Consider the following 22,792-nt stretch of genomic DNA (forward strand, 5'->3'; position numbering starts at 1 on the left):
GTTGAGTCAGATCTTTTTTATTTGTACTTTTTTCGGAAACCTATGCTTTTCGTTTCTTGAAGGATAGTACTTAATAAACCATGTAATTATCTTATAAGTATCTTTTGCCAATTATCAATGAAAAAGAAGACAAAAACACATAATAGTAAAATAAAAAATGGAAATAATAACTATCGGAACTGAAAAAACCCCGTGAATACAGGCTTTTTTGTTCTAATATGACATATGTCATACCCTACATATGACACCTACTACTTACAATGATATTTTTTGATCTCTATAATAAGACTTAACATCACATACGAAGGGAATTAACTAAATGTCAAATCTTAAAACTTTGAAAAAAGAAATTGCTCCCTATGAAAAAGCAACAACAAAGGAAAGTATATGGCAAATAATTAATACTGTTGGCCCGTTTCTAATATTGTGGATTCTTGCTTATCAAAGCTTGGCAATATCTTATTGGTTAGCTTTAGTACCAATCATAATTGCAGCCGGATTTTTAACAAGGATTTTCATTATATTCCATGATTGTACGCATTTCTCTTTCTTTAAAAGTCGTCGTGCTAATCGAATTCTTGGAACAATGATGGGTGTGTTAACATTATTCCCGTTTGATCAATGGGGACATGATCATGCTGTTCACCATGCGACAAGTGGTAATTTAGATAAGCGTGGAACAGGTGATATGTGGACTCTTACTGTTAAAGAATATAAAGAAGCACCACTAAAGCTACGCTTAGCTTATCGTTTCTATCGTAATCCTTTTGTTATGTTTGGCTTAGGTCCGATATATGTTTTCTTATTGAAAAATAGATTTAATCGTAAAAATGCTAGGAAAAAAGAGCGTAATAACACATATTTAACAAATGTAATTATTGCAGCTTTAGTAGCAATTCTTTGTGTAACATTAGGATGGCAATCTTTCCTACTTGTGCAAGGATCAATTTTCATGATTTCAGGTTCTGTAGGTATTTGGTTGTTTTATGTACAACACACATTTGAGGATTCTTATTTTGAAGTGAATAGTGAATGGGAATATGTTTTAGCAGCTGTTGAAGGAAGTTCTTTCTATAAACTGCCTAAATTTATGCAATTCCTAACTGGTAACATTGGTTATCACCATGTTCATCACTTGAGCCCAAGAGTGCCTAACTATAAGCTTGAAGAAGCTCATAATAATACAGAACCATTACAAAATGTACCAACCATTTCACTTGCAACAAGCTTAAAATCACTTCGTTTCCGTCTTTGGGATGAGGATACTAAGAATTTTGTTAGCTTTAGAGATGTGAAGTCAGTGGCTCGGAAAGCTATAAATTCACGTTCAACTCAACCAAAGCCTGAGCTTTAATTTTAGAAGCCCTGACCGATTCTCCTTTCACTAGTAAAGGAGAATCTTTACTTAGTAACACCCATAAGGAGAGAACATAAATGATTACAGTTGTTATAGCAGAGGATCATGAGTTAGTGTTAGGGACAATAGGATCCCTGCTCGATTTAGAGGATGATATGAAAGTGGTCGGGCAAGAAAGTAGTGTAGAGGGAGTTCTTACACTTGTTAACGAACTTCAACCTGATATATGTTTAATGGATTTAGATATGTTTGAAACAGGTATTGTAGAACAATTAAAGCCTCATCATAGTAAAGTTATGGTATTAACGACATTTGCAAAAACAGGCAGCTTTCAACAAATTATCAATCATGATGTAAGAGGCTATCTTTTAAAGGATACTCCTAGTGAGGAACTAACTGAGGCAATTCGAAGCATTATGAATGAAATCCGGATATATTCTCCGAATTTAATAGATGAAAATCAAGATGATAGTAAAAATGATAATTCATTGATCAGTAATAAAAACAGTACTGACACTTCTAAACAACATAATAAAACGTTAGGAACTGTCAGAAGCTATTTGACGACTATTAAGGAAAAAATGAAACTACCTGCAGGTTAAATAAGTCTTATGATTATAAAAAGGAGGATAGATACTATTCTCCTTTTTTGTGTTGTGAAAATTCACTTTAAGATAACTATATTTAGGTGTTTTCATGTAGAATTTAATGTATACGGTTGTTGTGGATATTAGTAACCAAAACAGAAGGAGTGGCCATTGTGAGTAACGAGAAAAAAGTCACACTTTATTTTATTCGCCACGGTGAAACGCAATATAATGTGGAAAAAAGAATGCAGGGTTTTTGTGATTCTCCACTAACTGAAAAAGGTATTATGCAGGCAAGGTCTGTTGGAAGGAGTTTAACTAATACCATTTTTGAAGCAGCATATTCTAGTGATAGTCAAAGAGTCCTTGATACCGCTAAATTCGCTATTGGGGATCGTGATATACCATTATCGATTGATACGCGTCTTAAAGAGATGAACTTTGGTGTTTTTGAATCTTTATTACAAGAAGAAATTTCAAGTTTATATGGAGATGCATTAAAAACATTATTTAGCCTAGATTTACATGCTTCAGCTCCAGAAGGTGAATCTTATTCACAGTTATTTGAAAGAACAGAAAATGCAATTAAAGACATTGTGAAGAAACATTCAGTAAAAGGCGGAAACATACTGATCTTTTCACATGGAGTAACAATTGGAAATTATATTATTCAACTGACACAGAGTAAAAAATTCACTTTACATGAAAATTGTAGTGTAACTATTGTAAGTTATTTAAAGGGAAAATCTGAAATTGAAACAATAGCTGATACATCTTTTAGAGAAAATGGTCAGAAGTATATTTAGCAAAGTTTTAGGGGGAAGAGTTTTTTGAGCTATTAATGGTTTAACTGAGTGTTTATAGTAGTTGAATCTATTGAAATAATCAATACTCTCGAACATTGTAGTTATATTGTAACAATTCCCTCAATATGAATTAGATGTATAATGTTAAACCCCTTATCTAGGAAATAAGGGGTTTTTTCTGAAATATAAGACTGCTTAACCTAGAAACATGTGGAACATTTGTGAAACAAGAAAAAACGGGGCGTGACAGGCACCCTTTAAGATGTTATATATAGATAAGAAATTCATTAAGTAGAGGTAATGTGTGTATGAATGAGGAATTAGTACAGAATGCTGATACATGTTATGAGCTGGGTGAGCAGAGGGCTGCTGTTTATTTTAATTCGCTTTATGAGCAAGTTACGAATAAGACCTATGTTTCTAACCTGACAGAGGATTTTCAACAATGGAAGCAAAATCATATTCGTCATACCTCGTTGTTTTCCATTTTTTCTAGAGGAAGAGGTAAACCGGATTCCAATGACTATCACAATTATATTCAGTGGTTAAATTATACAGGTAAGCTTGATAGCTATCTTGATCGAAGCATTTCTTACATTTATATGCGTGATCTCGGCAAAGCATTGGATACACCTGAAACGCAAGATAAAATTAGAAAAGTTGTTAACAATTTAAAAACTAGATTAATAGACAGAGAAAAAAAGACAGATTTTAGTATGGCTATGTTATACAGGATGGCACAAAAAGATGATGTAGAAGCTACATTTATTTGGTTAATGAATAAATTAAAAACTGTATCAGCAAATATCCCAGAGGGAATGGATGCTGCACATGCAAAGCGGAAGCTAATTAAAATTATTGCTGGAGTTATACTGCATGTGAATGAAGAAATGGATGAGGATGTAACCCCACAGGACCGTTCAAAGCAGCTTGATGTAGCGATTAGGCTTGGGTATTGCTATGGCCTAACATATCCCTTTATCGATGATCTTCTTGATGCTAAAATTTTATCCGCCTATGAAGAGGAGCAATATTCACGGTTGATTCGAACATCACTTTTAACAGGGGTTGTACCAGACATTAACGAATGGTCAGGAGAAAATAAGGAGTTAATATCTTATATTCACGCTGAACTAAAAGCTGCATTCCAATATATTAAAGATAATCAGCACCAAGATACAATTACTTCATTTTTTGAGCAATCTTATATATTCTTTCAATCACAGGAAGATGATCGGCTAAAGCATCTGTCTGATCCTACCTACACGAACGAAGAGCTTTATATCCCGATCATTTTGAAATCCTCTTCATCACGTTTGATTATCAGATCTGTTATAAGTGCAAAAGAAGATGAGGGCTTTGATGAACGAACATTTTATTATGGTATTTACAATCAACTTGCAGATGACTTTGCCGATATGTTCGATGATTTGGACGAGGGTGCTGTCACTCCATATACCTATTTTCTAACATATCATGATAAACGATCTGATCTTATTAACCCATTTGAATTATATTGGGCAGTTATCTCAAATTTGATTCATAATGTTTATAAATCAGACTCTAAGACACGTGAAATTATCTTGAATCGTGCAATAAATGGGTTGAAAAGATATAAAGAAAAAATGGGTAAGAAAAAGTATAACGAAGTCATGGAGTTATTTATGACTGGAAACACAAATTTCAATGATCTTATTCAAACACTTGTTAAAAATGCTGATGATGTTGATTTTTTTGACAAACTGCTACGAGATCACATGGTTACAAATTTAAGAGACGATCAAAAAGAGCAGGACACCTTTTCGGAAACGATCGAAAGAGTTCGTAAAGAGATTAATAAAATCCTACCTATTGAGAGAATTGATGACGAATCAATGATCAATGATCCAATAACTGCTGCTGCGAACTATAGCTTAAAAGGTGATGGTAAACGATTGAGGCCAATCATAACCTGGATCATGGGTGTAGACGAATATGGTCTTGATAAGTCTGCCATAACACCACTTCTGAGATCACTAGAATATATGCATACAGCTTCTTTAATTTTTGATGATCTTCCGTCACAGGATAATGCATCAATTAGAAGAGGACATCGAACGTTACATGAAGTTTATAATATTGCAACAGCAGAGTTAACAGGTCTCTTTTTAACACAAAAGGCAATCTGGGAACAAGCATCTCTTGATACATTTGACACGAAGTCTGTTCTTCGGCTAATTCAGTATTCAGCAAAAACAACCGAGGACATGTGTAAAGGTCAAATTATGGATTTGGATTCTAAAGGGAAGCCATTAACAGAGGAACAGTTGAATATGTTGAGCTATTATAAAACAGGATTAGCATTTGAAGCTTCTCTTATTATGCCAGCTATTCTTGCTAATGTACCAACACTAGAAATAGATGCTATGAAAAAATTTGCTTATCATGCGGGGATAGCGTTCCAAATTAAGGATGATCTTCTTGATGTTGAGGGAGATTCTACTGTACTTGGGAAAATTGTTGGAAAAGATGCAGAAAACAACAACTCAACCTTTGTATCGATTCTAGGAACAATAGGTGCACAAAAGATGATGTGGGAACACTATTGTACCGCAATTGAATCTTTGCAGCATATACCTCGTAGTACAACATTTTTAAAGCATTTAGTAAATTACATTGTACACAGGGAAAAATAGAAAATAAACACAAAAAACAAATACTCAATGAGTGTTTGTTTTTTTGATTTAGTCCACACTTTTGTACTATATTTGCTTACATATCTTCCCTTTTGGACAGAATAGATTATAAAAAGAAAAATGTGGTGTAAATCTTTATGTTCGAGCTTATTAATTTATACACACTAAATTCCTCACCTATAGATCATTTAATAGAAGTTGAGAAAACATATTTTGAAAATCTTAATCAATATTGGAAAACTCATAACTTTTTAACAGCAAGATGGTGGTTTTTAGTTATTCTTAGTGTGTTGGCCCCAATTACATGGTGGAAATTTATTGATAAGAAAAGGTTAATTGAAATTACTTCATTTGGTTTATTTTATGGTGTTTCTGCAATTATTCTCGATTCAATTGGAAGTAATGCAATGGTCTGGACTTATCCTGTAAGACTGACTCCATATTTAGTTCCACAATTATATCCTTATGATGTTGGGATCGTAATCGTACCCTTTATGTATGTGTATCAACGCTTTGGAGACAAAGCTTCTCAATTCCTCATTGCAAACGGTATTTTATCAGCATTTTTAGCTTTTATCGCAGAGCCTATAATGGAAGTGTTAAATATCTATCAGGAAATAACATGGAGAAATATTTATTCCTTCCCAATTTATTGGGCACTAGGAGTGATTTGTTGGTTAATAATCAAGAGATTTAAAAAAATAGAGCTAAATTATAAATAGTAGAATTTATTTTTGGATCAGATAGGCTTTTAGCCATTTCTTTTTAGGGTGGGTAAAAGCCTTATTTTATAGAAGAAATTTGTTTTTCCATAATGATAAAGATATCTAAAACTACTGTATGGAGTTGGTTATTAGATAATAGGTCTATGTAAATGTACTTAGTTAGTATTTTTATTTGTAAAAAATATGTCGAAATATAGAATTACATAGTATAATTTAACTATATCTAATAAAAAGTTAATATGAGAATGGAGATTTACTATGGAGAAACAAGAAGAAAAAGTGGTAAATAATAATCTTACATCACTAGAGGAAAACATTATTAAACGTAATTCAATTGTTTTTAAAGCAATTACATTTGTCACTGCACTTACATTATTTGCTATTTTTACAATGGGAGCTGCAATGGAAACCCACCAAATTCTATTAGTAGGCATGCAATTACTTATTTGGGGCAGCTATACTTTTTTACATTTTAAAAGGCTGTTCATAGAATACATAAGGTATATTGCTGTTTTTGGTTCTGCCCTGTCTACTACCATTACGTTAGTTTTACAGCCAGCAGCATCGAACGTTTTTTCAATCTACTTTCTCATTATATTAGCACTTATATATATGGATAAGAAGTTATCAATAATGACTCAAGTTTATGGATTTTTGATGATGTTATATCTACTTTATGGTCAATCTGATGTAATAACTATTTCTCAAGAAGACAAGATTACTTATATTATTTATTATGGATTAATTACGATATTAATCTTTTCTTTGCTACAAGTCACACTTCATCTTGCTAAGCAAATGGTTGAGTCAAGAAAGGAAACTGAGGCCCTCTTAGCTTCACAGAGTAAACAGAAAAATGCAATTGTTGAATTGGTGAATGACGTTACAAAGAATATGGGAGTTGTTTCGAAATCGAGTGAAACAAATAACCAATCATTTCACGAAATGAATGCAACCTTTCAAGAAATTGCTTCTGGAGTAAATGCTCAAAATGAAGCTACAGTCGAAATTAATGGATCCGTTTCATCGATGACAGAAGTAGTAGAAAAAATGCTACAATCAATAACAACTTTAAAAGCAGAAACAGAAGGAACAAGTGAGCTTTCCAAGCATGGCCAAAGCCAAGTACAAGACCTTACAGAAATAATTAGTACTTTTAAAGACGAAATTGACAGGATGTCAGATGAAATAAGTGAATTAAACACTAAATTAGCCGTAACAAATCAATTTAGTAACACGATTAAAGAAATTGCAAATCAAACAAATCTTTTATCTTTGAATGCTAGTATTGAAGCAGCTAGAGCAGGAGAGCATGGTCTTGGTTTTTCTGTTGTAGCTAATGAAATTCGTAATTTGTCTGATATGACAACAAAATCAGCAGAACAAATTTCAGAGCAGCTTAATGAATTTACAAAGCAATCTGACAACACACGTAACCGAATGATTCATATAGCAGAACAAATGGCTAAGAGTTATGAAGTAACAACTCAGACGAAACATTCGTTTTCAGAGATAAATTCGGCTATCGTAAATCTCTCCCAATTAGCTGATATTAGTAACAATTTAATTTTAGAAATAAATTCAACTGTAGGAGTGATTAATAGCTCTACTGAAGAGTTGGCATCAGTCAGTGAACAGTCTAGTGCTTCTTTAGAGGAGTTAATGGCTACCTTAGAAAATATATTAGATGCTAACACAACAAGTGTAAGTAGTATTAAGGCAGTCGAGAAATCACTTACATCTATTTCATAATAGATAATAAAATAAATTCCCTTATTTTAACTTTTTATAAAGTGGATAAGGGGATTTTTTTATGGAAAAATAATACTGTGATTAATTAAGAGGGAGAGAAATATATGAAAAAACGTAGTTTAATGGGTTTCGTAATGATTCTGTTTGTTACAAGTATCTTTATATCTCTAAGTTCTCAAGCGAATGCACAACAAGATATACCTAATTTAGAAGGTGGTCCAGAAGAAAAGGAAAGAGTTAGATATCCTGTTTCAAATATCGTCTTACAGCAAAGGTATCCTGAAACGGTTGTGTTAAGAGGTCAACAAACTGACAATAGTGTTGCTTTAACATTTGATGATGGACCAGATCCGCGTTTTACTCCGCAAATTTTAGATATCCTGAAGGAAAACAATATAAAAGCAACCTTCTTTTTGATGGGGGCACGGGTAGAAAAATATCCTGATATAGTGAAACGGATTGTTGAAGAAGGACATGTGATTGGAAATCATACTTATTGGCATCCTAATCTTGTAAAAGAAGCAGATATAAATACACTTGAAAGAGAAGTTTCAACTACTGAAGAAGTGTTAGCCAAACAAATAAATTATCGAACTAAGCTATTTCGGGCTCCATATGGGTTTTTATATAACGAACTAGTAGAAAAGCTAAAAGGAATGGATTATACAGTTGTTGGCTGGTCAGTAGATTCATTAGATTGGCGCGAGTCACCTCCAGAGGTAATATCCTATAATGTGTTAAGTAACTTTGAGCCTGGTGCAATTGTTCTTATGCACGACGGAGGAGAATGGGATGCTGATCGTACAAATACGATAAAAGCTCTTCAGCTAATAATCCCTGCTTTAAAGGAACAAGGTATGGCATTTAAAACTGTTCCTGAATTATTAAATATACCTTATAAAAAGTGAAAATAGGATTTAGAAAGAGGATAAAGGGTAAAAGCTCTTTATTCTTTTTTTGTGGAATTATATTACATTGAGATACTCAATTCAAATACAAGAATAAGCAAAATGAATTAATAAGAAACTACTTAAGGTGAAGGATGAATTAAGGTGATCAAAATGGAGAGTATGAAATTTGGAGTTCATGAGGTAACTGATATGCGCGAGCTTATAAATTTCAAAGGAGCTTGTCTTATTCAGGCAAAATCTAGATTGAATGAGGTGGAAAATCCTGAGCTTAAGACATTACTAGAACAAAGCATTCAGCAGGGTCAGACAACAGTAAGTCAAATGAAGCAGCAGCTTAACAAAGGCTTCTATTATTCAGGGTTTAGTTACAGATCCTAAATTAAAAGCGATTATGAAACAAGATGTTACTATGACAAGTCGTCATATTGAAGAATTAAACAACCATTTAACATATTAACTTGGAATAAATTGAAAGGGAGGGTTTAAATATGAATCAATTTATTGAAAAGCTAACAGGGATGGCTCCAATGACTGATCAGGTTATTGCGACTGATATATTAATGACAGCAAAACCTGAGATAAAAAATTACTCTTTAGCTATTACTGAAGCAGCAACGAAAGAAGTGAGAAATACATTAAAACTTCATTTAGATGATGAAATTGAATTTCATGAACAAATCTCTAGCTACATGATCGAAAAAGGCTATTACAATCCACATGACACCAAAAAACAGCTCATACTGCACTAAATTTGTCCACTGAATAAATCCTCTGGTTAAAGTACTAAATTCATATTGAAGATAAATTTCACAACTGAATTAGCTTCGCAATAAATTGGAATTTTACTATTGATAAATTAGAAGAAGCTGGGACAAAAGTATTTTAACAAAATAGAAACGGGAATGATGGTTGTAAGTGTAGTTACGACGCCCCTAAAATGTACTCCGCTTTTTGTTGGAAGCTGGCAATACCTCCTTTTCTAAGCACTGTGGGTCTAACCGATGACTTTCATCCATAGGAGTCTACGTATATTTCATCCAAAAGCTATTACTTTATTCGGTATTTTTGTTAATCACTTAATTGATGTTCTAGCGTCTTTTTTTAGATGATGGAGAATATTTAATCTCCATTTGAAACATTTTTCACCATATATCCATGAAATAAGACCCATAATGTTATAATAATTGTATAAAAATGGGTTGGGAATGGAGAGACGAAATGGGAGAAAAAATACTGCTAATAGAAGATGATCTTTCCATAAGTGAAATGGTAAGAGTGCAATTTGAAAAGGAGGGTTTTATTGTAGTTACAGCTTTTGATGGAGAAGAAGGAGTGGAGAAATTCAGACAAGAACCATTTGATTTAATTGTTTTAGATTTGATGTTACCTAAATTAAATGGGTTTGATTTGTTAAAAGATATTAGAGAAAAAAGTCTAATTCCTGTAATCATTATGTCTGCAAAAGATGGAGATGTTGATAAAGCTTTAGGACTTGGCTTTGGTGCAGATGATTATATTGCCAAACCTTTTTCAATGATTGAGTTAATTGCAAGGGTACGTGCCGCGATTAGAAGAGCAACATATTACGAGATAAATGAAAAGGGGAAATCTAATATTGTAAACATTGGTGATTTAATGATTGATTATAACAATTTTTCTGTACATAAGAGAGAAGTAGAGTTAAAGCTAACTTCCAAGGAATTTCATATTTTGAAATTGTTTATTACTCATCCTAAGCAAGTTTTTACTAAAGCACAGATATATTCTTCTGTATGGAAAGAAGATTACTATGGAGATGAAAATATTATAAATGTTCATATGAGAAGGTTGCGAGAAAAAATCGAAGATAATCCATCCACCCCAACTTATATTAAAACATTGTGGGGAATTGGTTATAAATTAGGAGACTTTTAAAATGATTTTTAGCTTAGTTGCTATTATCATAATTTTGTTAATGATTATTTTAAAATTGGCTAGAGATAATAATAAAATCAGATGTCAGTTGAAATACATAGAGAAGAAATTAAATCTTATTATGGAAAATAACTCAGAAGAAAAAATACTACTTCAGACAGAAGACCAAGACCTACGTTCATTATTAATATCGATTAACAGAATGTTGAGTTATAACCAAAAGGTCATTGCTACTTTTAATAAATCAGAAATCTCTACTAGAAAAATGTTAGCTAATATTACTCATGACCTGAAAACCCCACTTACTGTTATTCATGGGACAATTGAAATCATGCTTTATGATACAGAGCTTTCCATAGAAGAAAGAGAAAAGCTACTAAAAAAAGTTGAAACGAAAACAATTGAAGTTTCGGAATTGCTTCAGAAGTTTTTTGATTTAGCTAAGCTGGAATCAGGTGATATAGAAATTCCATTGTCTCGAGTAAATCTCAGTGAAGTTTGCAAAGGAAGTATTTTGTCCTTTTATGAAGTTATCTCTGCAAAAAATATAGTAGTAGATATCCAGATTCCTGAGAAAGCTATCTATTCAATGGGGAATGATGAGGCTCTGAATAGAATTCTTAATAATTTAATTTCAAATGCGATCCAATATGGAATGGACGGAAATGTTATTGGACTTACATTAAGAGAAGATACTAAATATGCTTTTATAGATGTTTGGGATAAAGGTAAAGGAATAAGCGAATTACATAAAGACTTTGTTTTTGAAAGAATGTACACTCTTGAGGATTCAAGAAACAAACGATATCAAGGCAGTGGACTAGGACTTACAATAACAAAGAAATTAGTCGAGGAATTAGGCGGAGAGATTTTCCTTAACAGCAAACCTTATGAAAAAACAGAATTTATATTAAAATTTACTAAACTGAACTATTAAGAATGGGGTAAGATCCCAATGATTTCCTTCAAATACTTAAGATTTATGTAAGAATTGTTTAATAAAAAAGAGAAGATTGTTGTTTATGATAAAGGTAAGTTGAAATTGAAGGGAGTCAGGGAAATGACTATTATTGTTCGTACAAATGAATTGACAAAGAAATATAAAGGGAAAGAAGTAGTATCAAATGTAAACATGACAATCAAAAAAGGAGAGATTTATGGATTTCTAGGTCCAAATGGATCTGGCAAGACAACCATGATGAAGATGTTAACGAATTTAGTGAAACCAACACATGGTGAAATTGAAATTTTTGGAGAAAAGTTAACACAAACATCGTATGAAATTTTAAAGAGAATTGGTGGAATTATAGAGTTTCCGGTGTTTTATGATCGATTAACAGCTAGAGAAAATTTAGAGTTACATTGTGAGTATATGGGTTTTTACGATCATAATGCAATAGACGATGCAATTGATTTAGTAAATTTAAAGCATATTGATGATAAATCAGTTAAAGACTTTTCTTTAGGAATGAAGCAACGACTTGGAATTGCAAGGGCTATCATTACTAAGCCTGAGCTTTTAATACTTGATGAACCAATAAATGGCTTGGATCCTGCTGGTATTAGAGAACTAAGAAACCTCTTCAAAATGTTGTGTAAAGAGTACGGAATAACCTTACTTGTATCTAGTCATATCTTAGGAGAAATTGAACAAATAGCTGATACAATAGGTGTCATTTCAGATGGGAAGTTAGTCAAAGAAGTATCTATGAGTGAAATTAGAGAACTGAATACTGGGTATATTGAGTTGAATGTTACTGATGTAAAAAAAGCTATATATATTATTGAAAATAATCTACGTTTAGTCAATTATAAAGTTATTGGAGAAAACGGGATTCGCATTTATGATCAATCAGCGTCATTATCTGAGGTTTCAAAAACGTTGATTATAAATGATGTAACTATTGAAGAAATTTATAATAAGAATGATTCTTTAGAGGATTATTTTTTATCAATAGTTAATGGAGGTGGTATTAGTGCTTAAATTAATTACATTGGAAATAAAGAAATTTAAATTAGGTGGATATGTTAAAGCAGCATTTATTGCTAATGTCATTCTTCTTACATTTTTATTTTTTGCATACTTTGTTGATAAAAGTGAAGGCTTGCAGGCTTTTAAAGATTATAATGAACTGATCATTATGTCAGGCACTTTTATTAGACTAATTTTTATTATCTTCTCTGCAGTCATTCTTTCCAGATTAATTATTGAGGAATATAAATCAAATACAATTAGTTTATTATTTACCTATCCAATATCAAGAAAGAAGATTATCCTTTCAAAGCTGATCATTGTCTTTAGTTTTACCTTCATTTCGATTGTGTTATCGAATATCTTTATTGTCGGTATCATCTATTTTGTTGGTTTGTTTATGGATATAGTTCTAGAAGAGTTTTCATTAGCTATTATTACAAGTAATTTAATTCCACTATTTCTTTCAGCAATCTCATCAGCCGGCTTAGGGTTACTCCCTCTTTATTTTGGAATGAAAAAGAAATCAATACCAGCTACGATTATTTCAGCCATCATCATTACTTCCTTAGTCAATTCAACAATCACTGATGGATTTTCTCTATATAATTATATTGTCATACCACTTGCGCTAGGTGGTTTAGGCATCCTTATGGCATATCTCTCTATAAGAAATATAGATACAGTAGATGTATAAATAGTAGTGACCCATTTAAATTTTAAAACATCAGATAAATAAAACAAAGCAGCTGGGATATCAGTATTTAAGCAAATGATAAACCCGAATTATTAGGTGATATTTAATTATCATTCGCCTAATAGTTCGGGTTTTTACTTGCAGTCTTCAATAGATTTTTTTATTTTGCATACTATTTTTAAGAACTAGTGGAAAGCGAGTGTCTGCAGCGCAATGGAACGAACTTGTTTCTTTTAGCTTAACTGAATTTAGATTATTCGTCTTTTTATATGAAGTCTTTAATTATGTCTCACCTACCTTTTTTTAATATTTATCCAAATAATGTAATAGAGAAAGGATTCAGGCTCTTGACATTGATAACTGTTTTCAATTAGAATGATAAATAGATAATGATAATCATTTTCAATTAAAGATGTGAGGTTGAGCTATGAAGAGAACATGTGCTGTTGAGGTTATCATTTGTAATGATTGCGGATTTTCTGAGGCTCTTGATATAGAAGATGATTTCTTAAGGGATTATTGTTCTTGCTGTGGAATATGTATGCTCGACATAATTATGTTGGAGATGTAATACCACCAGTTAGTTAACTAAGCTCTCACATGGCACGAGTCTTTAAATATAGTGAAAGGATTAATTCCCTATATGATCAATAATATCCATCAAGTTACTGAAAAAATTAATGATGAACTTCATCATTTAGAATCATTTATAAAGTGTCCCTATAAGCTATACTTTCAACATTTTTTAGCCTTCAAAGAAGGACAGATAAGATGGAGGCAGGTTGTTCAGGTACATATCAATTGGGTTGTGCAAGCATATCACCAGCTACCTGTTGAAAAACAAACGAAATTAGCAATATTAAAGTTAATTGAAGAAAATTGGAGTAAAGTTAATCCTTCATTGTTTCATTCAAAGGAAGATTACTATCTTGTTTTAGCAAAAACAACAGATCATCTTCTGAAATTTATCTCACCTAGTAGAAATGATCAGTCTCAGTTTGCTTTATATGAAAAACTTAATACTAATAAACAAGAATTAGAAACACAGCTTTCACTAACATTTGAAGAAGTTGATTCTTCGCCAAATGATTTTAAGATAAAAAAGTTTCTTCTTGAAGTAAATCAAGAATTAATAGAGTTATATAGCAGCTTAATTGCTGTATTTTCATATGAAGCATTTGGAATACTTCCTAAAAAAATAGAAATAATTACTTTATTAGAAGGAAAAATGTTTACATATATTCCAAAAGAGGAAGATATTCCAAAGGGTGTTATGTACATCGATTACTTAAAAAATGCTTTAATTCAACCAAAGGAATATCAAAAAGTGGGTTCACTGAAAGAGTGCTTAAATTGTCCGTTTACAGATCAATGTATGGATAGCAACTTTAGCGTGAACTCTTTAGCAACAACAAAGACTAAGTATCTACATTAAATAGATAATCGTTCTTCAGGTAAAATGTATTTTTAAAAAGCGGGAAATGAAAATGTAAAGGAGAGATTATGATGCATCATTATTTCATTGCTGTAGAAACGTTTGAGCATATCATTGAATGCTTCTGTCCAGATGGAGCTCATGAAGATTCATTAGAGATCAAGAAAGAGGATATTATTGAAGTAACAAATGATCGTCAATACATGTTTGATAACGGCTGGTATATTAAAGTGGTGCTTAATAATGACTGGCATTTTCATATGGCTCTAGAAGATTTAGAAAGATATTTTACACAAGGAATGATTCTATCTTTAGTAGATATAGAGCTAAAAATTAATCATTTAAATTACGTTATTGATCAATCACTAGGTAAAGGTGATGAAGCAGCATTTTTACAATCTACCAAAAGCCTAAAAGAATCAAAACAGCTTAAACTCAACCTAGAGAGTTATTTGAGTCGTGTGTCTGAAAATCTATTTATGTCATAAATAGATGATCTTGCTGCCTAACACTTACATAGAAAAATACGTAAAAGTAATATTCTAAAAAGGTGTGAAGAAAAATGGGAGAACTATTTAAAAAAGCAATCAAACATAGAAAAGAGCAAACAATTCAACTGTTAATAAAATTAGATTGCTATAAATCTATTGATAATCGTCAGTTATATGAATTAACATTAAGTGAGTTAGAAAATGAATATAAACTGTTAACAGGAAGACATGTTAGCGACTCAATTTAATATAGACTACAAATTAGTGACTACTGTTTTATATAGGACACTAATTTAATTTGAAAGATCAGGAGAAACTGGATACAAGTATTTATTTTAGCAAATGATAAACCCGAATTTTTAGATGATTTCTCAATTAATCTTTCGCCTAATAGTTCAGGTCTTTATTTGCTTTCTTTAATGATATCCAGACTCCTCTTGATCCCTATTACCTCATACTTCAAGAACTTTTTTGAATTTCTTTATATAAATATTGATAGGTTTTTGATTCCTCAGTCATACCTAATTCTCCATAAAGCTTTATTAACCATTTTATTGGACTTGAGTTAGTCGGGTTCATCTCAATATCCCAGAGGAAGCAGTCGATAGCTTGTGGAAGCTGTTTTAATTCATAATATAACTCCCCCATATCCAGCTGTTTGTCAGGTTCTTCACTGATTTCATACATCTTTTTAATTGTATTAATGGATGGTAATGACATATGCATCAAGGGTTTCAGCCAGTTATAAGTATATTTAATATCATGTGCTTCAAATAATTTAGGAAGAAGAGTAACAATTAACTTCTCCAGTTGTTGATTTTTTGTAGAAGTAAGATTTTCAGCTAGAAAGGTATCAAAAGAAAGTGCTTTTGCATCTAAATGTGTAATTGCCTCTATTAGTAAATCAGTTTGATTTAAAGATAGCGGAACTTTATTATCTGTTAGTATCAAGAATATATCTTTGTAGAGCTTTTCAGATTTCAGATGAAATAGTAATTGCTCCTGTATTTTAGTTTTATTTTCAATAAAGCTTTGGTGATTGTAAAGAGTATATAGGATATCTATTGTTTCCTGTTTTGTGAAATTAGATTGAAGAATAGTCTTAATATCATGAAAATAATCGTCAAATTTCTGGGGATTTGTTGATAAATAATTGCAATGCAATGAAAGGCATTCTATTATTCTTGATTCAGATCGTAATCTTTTTTGTAGGAGAGCATATATGTGTTCGGTTTCTTTGTGAAGATAAAGCTGGTTTTCAGCATAAAGGGGGTCATATGTGAGTAGAGTTTCTATTTCAGATTGATAATGGATTGAATATTTCTGGTAATCCATATGAGTAATTAAAGAGGTAGCCCACTTGTTAGTTGGATATTTTTCTCTAGCTAATTGTAGAATACGATATGCATGAAGAAATTTACCACTTCTACGAAATTGGAGAAATGATTTTTTCATTAAAGCTAAAATATCTTCTTTTTTTAGATAACAATCAAAGGCAGATAAAATATGAAAGGCTTCATCCTTTTGAAAGCTGTTATTGATATTTTTCCAAAGTGTATTTAAAGAAGGAAATGTAGAAATTGATTTATTTGAAAGAAATGATATAAGTAATGGATGAGGAGAAGAGATAGAAACACCTTTTGTGAGAATTTGCTTAAGATATGATTTTTGTTTTATCTTGGGGGTCTTTTTTCCGGTAAGAAATTGATGTTTATAAAAAAACAGATAATAGCATTCGTCATTTTGTGGTGTGTAGGATTCTAGGACTTGAAATCCTTGAAAAAAATAAAGTCCTTTTACAGTTAAATTGATGTCTTGTTTATGATCTTTCACAGAAATAATATAGTTGTTTCTCATCTCGATCAATCCCTTCACACATCGTTATTTTAATTGTAACACTAGTTGAGGAAAATATGAAATTTATATCTATATGTAGTGATTTTAATCATTACTTATAATTTACCATTTTTTATAAAATATTGTATTGACTGATGGGAAATATAGGATTATTATTTTACTGAACAGTGGTTAATAAAAGGAGTAACAATATGTCACCTAGAAAATCAATTGAACAGGAATTAACGAAGGAAATGATTTTAGAAGCAGCTAGAGGACTATTTATCCAAGAAGGCTATGATCATGTTTCGATGAGGAAAATTGCAAAGGTATTAGATTGTAGCCATGGCGCAATTTATTATCATTTTAAAAATAAAGCAGATCTTTTTTATGCTTTAGTAGCTAAAGGCTTTTCCTTGTTAGATTCTGAGCTTGATCGGGTGATGGAGAAACAGCTGCCAAACGAGCAAAAGCTTATGAATATATTTCTTGAATACATCCGTTTTGGTATTAATAATTCAAGTCATTATGAAACAATGTTTTTAACAAAAGATCAAGAACTGAAAAGCTTTTTACAAGATGAACCTAATCAAAGCTTTGAGAAGTTTACTAAAGCTGTAAATATATTAACAAATGATTCTGTGACATTACAGGAAGTTTGGTTTGTATTTTTATCACTTCATGGTTTTGTAGCACATTATTGTTTTAAAGGACAATGCTTTGATGATATTAGTGTTCTGGCAAAGTCACATTGCAGTTTATTGATTAAAGCAATAAAAAAATAAATTTTTTTGAGTTTTATTGAACACTGGTTAATAAACAAATATAAAGTATTTTTTAAAACGAAAGCAGCCAATAAATTAATGGAGGAATAAAAAAATGAAAGCATTGGTTTTAGGGGCGTCTGGCGGAATGGGAAGTGCGTTAACATTTGAATTGGCTAACAGAGGGTTTGAAGTAATAGCTTTTGCAAGATCTGAGGATAAGCTTCGCAAGATTTTTGATAAACATCAGAAAATTACGATTCAACCAGGTGATGTGTTTAAGATTGAAGATTTGGAACTGGTAGCACACGATGTTGACCTAATTTTTCATGCTGTGAATCTTCCATATAATGAGTGGAAAGATAAGCAGGAAATCATGCTAAGAAATATCTTGCAAATTAGTGAAAGGTACAAAGCTAAGCTTGCGATTGTAGATAATGTTTATGCGTATGGAAGATGCTTTGGTAGAAAAGTGACAGAAGACTTTCCAAAAAAGCCTCATACAAATAAGGGTATTATTCGCTTGAAGCTTGAAAAAATGGCTCTTTCATCAAAGGTACCTGTTGTGATTGCCCATTTTCCAGACTTTTATGGACCTTACGCAGAAAGCACTGTTCTTTATTATATGCTTCAATCTATTGTCAAAAATGAACGTGCCATGTTTGTTGGAAATCAGCAGGTTGAAAGAGAATACATTTATACACCAGATGGAGCGAGGGCATTGATTGAATTAGCACTTTCTGATGCTTCATATGGTGAATGCTGGAATATACCTGGTGCAGGTATTATTACTGGGGAAGAGCTTGTAGAGCTAATAAAAAAATCTACAGGATATTCAAAAAAAGTCTCGACAGTAACTAAAGGTATGGTGAGATTTAGCGGATTATTTAATAAAATGATGAGAGAATATGTAGAAATGTACTACTTGAATGAGGATCCATTAGTGCTAGATGGTTCAAAATATGAAGAAAGAATTGGGGTTATACCACGAACAACCTATCAAGATGGTATGGCGCATACCTTGCAGATGATGAATTCGGAATAAGTGTAAAAAGAGGATGGAAGATATGTGTTTAAGCAAATGTGAAAAACCCGAATTATTAGGTGACGTTCATTTTAATTTTTCGCCTAATAGTTCGGGTTTTATTTATCAGCTTTGTGGATGATTTCTTTAATTATGACCTAGCCTCTTTGTTGAAGCATTAAATTGCTAGGTAAGTGCTTTCTTTGAAAAGCTACCTCTTTGAAGCAGCATACTAAATTCCTCTGGAGGAAGGGGACGTGAAAAGAGATAGCCTTGTCCTAAAGTACACTGATTTTCAATTAATTTTTCCATTTGCTCTGTTGTCTCGATTCCTTCTGCAACTACATTTAAATTGAGGTTTAAACCTAATTTAATAATGGATTTTATCATGGTTGAATTCATTGAATCTGACATATTTTCTAAAAATGCTTTATCTATTTTTAGGGTATCAATAGGTAAATCCTTAAGAACATTTAAAGAAGAATAGCCTGTACCAAAATCATCAATCGATACCTTAACTCCTAAGCTTCTTATTTGAGTAAGGATGTCTACAGAGTGGGTAATATCCTGCATAATGCTTTCTGTTATCTCTAATTCAAGACAGCTAGGACTCAGCCCAGTTTCTTCTAATATTGAAGATACTTTGTTTAAAAAGCTACTATCCTGAAATTGGCGAACAGATACATTTACTGAAACTGATAGGTTAGGCAGACCTTGTTCTTGCCACAATTTATTTTGGCGACAAGCCTCTTTTAATACCCAATGACCGATATTAACGATTTGTCCTGTTTCTTCTGCAACAGGAATGAATTCCATTGGTGAAACGAAGCCTAGCTTTGGATGGTTCCATCTTAATAACGCTTCCATTCCAATGATCTCCCCTGATTTCAACTCAACCTTAGGCTGATAAACTAGAGAGAATTCCATGTTTTCAATAGCTTTTCTTAAGCCATTTTCTAACTCCATTTTATAAGCTAGCTGTCTATGCAATGCTTCATCATAAAATTGAAATGTGTTTTTACCATTTTCTTTAGCCAAGTACATAGCGGCATCTGCATGTTTTAGCAGACCTCCACTTGTTTCCCCATTCTCAGGAAACATACTAATACCAATACTTGGTGATACGGTTATTTCATATCCTTCAATGAAAAATGGATTTTGAAAATCAGCTAATAACTTTCTTACAACAGTGATACATTTTGGCTTTGATGTATCAGGAAGCACAATAACAAATTCATCTCCACCGAGTCTGTATGTGGTCCCATTTTCTGCCACAGTGCTTTCTAGTCTGTTAGCAACCTCTACTAACAAACAATCTCCAAAATAATGACCTAGTGTATCATTAATATTTTTAAAGCGATCTAAGTCTATTAGAAGAAGTGCTGTTCTTGTTTGATCCTCAGTAGCTTTTTCCAAGACTAATTGAAGATCACTTTGAAATTTAGGACGATTATATAGGCTAGTTAATTGATCATGAAAAGCAAGATATCTGTATTCGTTTACTAATTGTTGATTTTTACGAATGAACGAAAAATGACGAATTAAAATGAGTAGGAATGAAACTGTTAACCCCATACTTAGTGCATTTAGATCATTTTTATAGCTCGAAATAACGAGAATTAATAGGAATAGCACACAAATATATGGGATAGAGATATCAATATTACTAAGTGGTTCTTTTTCAATTATTTTATGAGTAGACGATTCGTTTTCAAATTGTAATCCAGCTATACCTAATAATAAGATAGATATTGTCCAAAATGGGTCAAAAATACTGCCAATCTGATAGATTTCTAAGTGTAATAAATAAACATAAATCGAATCTGCTAAAATTTGAAGAGTAAATGCCAATGTGATATATAGATAACTTCTTTTTAACTGAGTATTTCTAGAAATATAATAAAGATAAACAGCTGAAAAAATGATACCCAAATCAAAGATTGGATAAGCTATTGTGAGTATCGTAACACCAATCAAATAGTTTGATTGAATCCATATAGGCTCTATTAAGTAGTGAATACTTAAAGCAATAGCTACTGTCATAAAAATAACCAAGTTAAACATATAAGGTCGATAATCGACAGTGTGCTTAAGCAAAATCATTTTGAAAATTAATGCTGCTAAATACAATAGGTAGGTAAAAACCCAAAGTAAGTTAGTCCAGCTCGGTAGATGTACAACTCCATTAATGCCTTCTATGTACCATATAACATTGGAAATGAATGAAGTGAGAACTCCGAGGCTTAATAATAACCAGAAATATTTCTCATTTCCTTTAACCCTTTTATACGTATTGATGAGCCAAGTTAAACTGATTATATTTCCAAGTAGAACAAAAAAGGTGGTACCTACTATTAAAATAGATTCGTTGCTGCGCATGGTTAGAATCCATACATAAAATAAGCTTATATAAGCAAGCAGAAAAAAAGCTGGAGAATCCTTTAGTTTCGTCATATTTATCCCCCGAAGTATAGCGTAGTACTTAATAAGTGCCGTTAAAATGAATGAAAAAAATTAAAGGAAAAAATCTAAATAAAAAAAGCTATATCCAAAGAGACATAACTTTTATCTCATTGGTAACTCAGCCACCATAGTCTCCCTTAGGTCTGTAGCTTTGCGTCCCCATTTTTCAATAGGTTTGCCTTTTTCAATTTTTTATTTATTTTTAGAGTTTACAGCACATACCCTTAACATGGCTTTTTGTAATTTAAAAACTGCCAAACTGAGTAGCTACTGTCGTTATTTTAGTGAATTTTGTAGAATGTATAGTTCTATTATACTATTTATTTTATATTTTTGATACGGGGAAATTTAAAAGATATATAAACAACATTAATTTTAAGAATAATCAGAAAATGTGTTAGTTTATATAACATGAATGTAGAATACATCTTTTTACTTTTGTATAGTTAAGGTAACAAAAGGTAAAGGGGCTGTGGAAATGAAAAAATCAAACGTTGGTTTATTCACTTTTTTAGTTTTAACAGTAAGAACTGTATTTACCTATTAATAGTCGGACCATCATAATTTGAATAGAATGATAATAATAATTAACCTAAAAAGAGATGCATATGAACTGATATGTATCTCTTTTAGGTTAATTTCATAATGTATTTTTTTACATTAATTTGTATGAAGTTGCTAATTTATAATAAGCATGCTATTATATGGATGTATTTAATGACTATATTAGTCTTTTGGTCATTAATAGATATAGCAGAGGTGATGATATGGTGGTTGATCGGAAGAAATTAATTATTGAAGCAGCTACTGAGTCTTTTTCTTTATTTGGCTACAAAGCAACTACTATGGATCAAGTCGCGAAAATAGCTAATGTAGGAAAAGGAACGATCTATACTTTTTTTAAAAATAAAGAAGAGTTATTTGATGAAATTATAACATCTCTCATTCAAGAAATGAAAATGTCAGCTGAAGCTGCAATGGATAAAAATGCTTCTTTTTATGAAAATGCTTCTAGTTCGCTTTATGCTTTATTAGATTTTCGTAAAAAACATCAGTTAATGTCTAAGTTATTTCACGAAGAAAGAGAAATGGGTACAAGAGAAGTATTAGAAGTGATGAAAAAGCTGGAAAAAGTGGTCATTTCCTATATTAAAGAAATTGTTCAAGAAGCAATTGATAAAGGAGAAATTAAGCCATGTAATCCGGAAATGACAGCATTTGTTATGTTAAAGCTTTATGTATCACTCATTTTTGATTGGGAAAAAGATCATGAGCCGCTAAATAAAGAAGAAATAACTCATTTATTTGAGCTTTATTTATTCAAGGGCTTATCAAGTTCATAATAGAAGAAATGAGTTATGGACTTTTTTTATCATAAAATGA

22 protein-coding genes and 1 riboswitch are annotated in these 22,792 nt (G+C 31.7%); of the genes, 20 read left to right on the forward strand and 2 right to left on the reverse strand.

Annotation, left to right across the window (positions count from 1 at the left end; translation table 11 throughout):
* Positions 1 to 319: 319 nt before the first annotated feature.
* The 17 genes from desA (at position 320) to JOC75_RS14975 (ending at position 15,570) form a co-directional block, all read left to right on the forward strand.
* On the forward strand, positions 320 to 1,354 hold the full coding sequence (gene desA, locus JOC75_RS14895; RefSeq protein ID WP_204954803.1) for a Delta(5) desaturase DesA: 1,035 nt from the start codon (positions 320 to 322) through the stop codon (positions 1,352 to 1,354).
* A gap of 80 nt (positions 1,355 to 1,434) precedes the next feature.
* Positions 1,435 to 1,959: a response regulator gene (locus JOC75_RS14900; RefSeq protein WP_204954804.1), complete on the forward strand. Its 525-nt coding sequence runs from the start codon at positions 1,435 to 1,437 to the stop codon at positions 1,957 to 1,959.
* A 158-nt stretch (positions 1,960 to 2,117) separates the two neighbouring features.
* Complete coding sequence (locus tag JOC75_RS14905; protein WP_204954805.1) at positions 2,118 to 2,750, forward strand: histidine phosphatase family protein; 633 nt, start codon at positions 2,118 to 2,120, stop codon at positions 2,748 to 2,750.
* 308 nt (positions 2,751 to 3,058) lie between these two features.
* On the forward strand, positions 3,059 to 5,425 hold the full coding sequence (locus tag JOC75_RS14910) for a polyprenyl synthetase family protein (RefSeq protein ID WP_204954806.1): 2,367 nt from the start codon (positions 3,059 to 3,061) through the stop codon (positions 5,423 to 5,425).
* Positions 5,426 to 5,562: 137 nt separating this feature from the next.
* Positions 5,563 to 6,147 carry a CBO0543 family protein gene (locus tag JOC75_RS14915; RefSeq protein WP_204954807.1) on the forward strand — a complete coding sequence of 195 codons (585 nt, stop codon included), beginning with the start codon at positions 5,563 to 5,565 and terminating at the stop codon, positions 6,145 to 6,147.
* Positions 6,148 to 6,408: 261 nt separating this feature from the next.
* A complete protein-coding gene (locus tag JOC75_RS14920; RefSeq protein WP_204954808.1) occupies positions 6,409 to 7,902 on the forward strand; it encodes a methyl-accepting chemotaxis protein in 1,494 nt (497 codons plus the stop codon).
* A gap of 104 nt (positions 7,903 to 8,006) precedes the next feature.
* Positions 8,007 to 8,810 (forward strand): polysaccharide deacetylase family protein, encoded by an 804-nt coding sequence (locus tag JOC75_RS14925; RefSeq protein ID WP_204954809.1) that lies wholly within the window; start codon positions 8,007 to 8,009, stop codon positions 8,808 to 8,810.
* Positions 8,811 to 8,963: 153 nt separating this feature from the next.
* Positions 8,964 to 9,191: a hypothetical protein gene (locus JOC75_RS14930; protein WP_204954810.1), complete on the forward strand. Its 228-nt coding sequence runs from the start codon at positions 8,964 to 8,966 to the stop codon at positions 9,189 to 9,191.
* A 110-nt stretch (positions 9,192 to 9,301) separates the two neighbouring features.
* Positions 9,302 to 9,562: a spore coat protein gene (locus JOC75_RS14935; protein ID WP_204954811.1), complete on the forward strand. Its 261-nt coding sequence runs from the start codon at positions 9,302 to 9,304 to the stop codon at positions 9,560 to 9,562.
* 469 nt (positions 9,563 to 10,031) lie between these two features.
* Entirely contained in the window at positions 10,032 to 10,727 is a 696-nt protein-coding gene (locus JOC75_RS14940; protein ID WP_275580327.1) for a response regulator transcription factor, read from the forward strand.
* Between the two features lies 1 nt (position 10,728).
* Positions 10,729 to 11,664, forward strand: coding sequence for a sensor histidine kinase (locus tag JOC75_RS14945; protein ID WP_204954812.1), 936 nt, complete (start codon positions 10,729 to 10,731; stop codon positions 11,662 to 11,664).
* A 123-nt stretch (positions 11,665 to 11,787) separates the two neighbouring features.
* Positions 11,788 to 12,711: an ABC transporter ATP-binding protein gene (locus tag JOC75_RS14950; RefSeq protein ID WP_204954813.1), complete on the forward strand. Its 924-nt coding sequence runs from the start codon at positions 11,788 to 11,790 to the stop codon at positions 12,709 to 12,711.
* Positions 12,704 to 13,396 (forward strand): ABC transporter permease, encoded by a 693-nt coding sequence (locus JOC75_RS14955; protein WP_204954814.1) that lies wholly within the window; start codon positions 12,704 to 12,706, stop codon positions 13,394 to 13,396. The genes JOC75_RS14950 and JOC75_RS14955 overlap by 8 nt, the downstream gene beginning before the upstream one ends.
* A 427-nt stretch (positions 13,397 to 13,823) precedes the next feature.
* The gene (locus JOC75_RS14960; RefSeq protein ID WP_204954815.1) at positions 13,824 to 13,967 is read left to right on the forward strand and encodes a hypothetical protein; all 144 of its coding nucleotides are present in this window, start codon (positions 13,824 to 13,826) and stop codon (positions 13,965 to 13,967) included.
* Positions 13,968 to 14,039: 72 nt separating this feature from the next.
* Entirely contained in the window at positions 14,040 to 14,831 is a 792-nt protein-coding gene (locus tag JOC75_RS14965) for a hypothetical protein (protein WP_204954816.1), read from the forward strand.
* Between the two features lie 71 nt (positions 14,832 to 14,902).
* A complete protein-coding gene (locus JOC75_RS14970; protein WP_204954817.1) occupies positions 14,903 to 15,319 on the forward strand; it encodes a hypothetical protein in 417 nt (138 codons plus the stop codon).
* A gap of 74 nt (positions 15,320 to 15,393) precedes the next feature.
* The gene (locus JOC75_RS14975; RefSeq protein WP_204954818.1) at positions 15,394 to 15,570 is read left to right on the forward strand and encodes a Fur-regulated basic protein FbpA; all 177 of its coding nucleotides are present in this window, start codon (positions 15,394 to 15,396) and stop codon (positions 15,568 to 15,570) included.
* Positions 15,571 to 15,781: 211 nt separating this feature from the next.
* Here JOC75_RS14975 and JOC75_RS14980 read toward each other — a convergent pair whose 3' ends face one another.
* A complete protein-coding gene (locus JOC75_RS14980) occupies positions 15,782 to 17,179 on the reverse strand; it encodes a hypothetical protein (protein ID WP_204954819.1) in 1,398 nt (465 codons plus the stop codon).
* Positions 17,180 to 17,370: 191 nt separating this feature from the next.
* On the opposite strand from JOC75_RS14980, the gene JOC75_RS14985 reads away from it, so the two are divergent.
* Entirely contained in the window at positions 17,371 to 17,943 is a 573-nt protein-coding gene (locus JOC75_RS14985; RefSeq protein WP_204954820.1) for a TetR/AcrR family transcriptional regulator, read from the forward strand.
* Between the two features lie 94 nt (positions 17,944 to 18,037).
* Positions 18,038 to 18,967, forward strand: a complete 930-nt coding sequence (locus JOC75_RS14990) for an SDR family NAD(P)-dependent oxidoreductase (RefSeq protein ID WP_204954821.1) — start codon at positions 18,038 to 18,040, stop codon at positions 18,965 to 18,967.
* A gap of 165 nt (positions 18,968 to 19,132) precedes the next feature.
* On the opposite strand, the gene JOC75_RS14995 is transcribed toward JOC75_RS14990, so the two are convergent.
* On the reverse strand, positions 19,133 to 21,400 hold the full coding sequence (locus tag JOC75_RS14995) for a putative bifunctional diguanylate cyclase/phosphodiesterase (protein ID WP_204954822.1): 2,268 nt from the start codon (positions 21,398 to 21,400) through the stop codon (positions 19,133 to 19,135).
* 118 nt (positions 21,401 to 21,518) lie between these two features.
* Positions 21,519 to 21,599: riboswitch (cyclic di-GMP riboswitch) on the reverse strand.
* Positions 21,600 to 22,176: 577 nt separating this feature from the next.
* On the opposite strand from JOC75_RS14995, the gene JOC75_RS15000 reads away from it, so the two are divergent.
* Positions 22,177 to 22,752, forward strand: a complete 576-nt coding sequence (locus JOC75_RS15000; protein WP_204954823.1) for a TetR/AcrR family transcriptional regulator — start codon at positions 22,177 to 22,179, stop codon at positions 22,750 to 22,752.
* Positions 22,753 to 22,792: the final 40 nt, after the last annotated feature.

The sequence above is a fragment of the Metabacillus crassostreae genome (assembly GCF_016908395.1).
Classification (GTDB): domain Bacteria; phylum Bacillota; class Bacilli; order Bacillales; family Bacillaceae; genus Metabacillus; species Metabacillus crassostreae.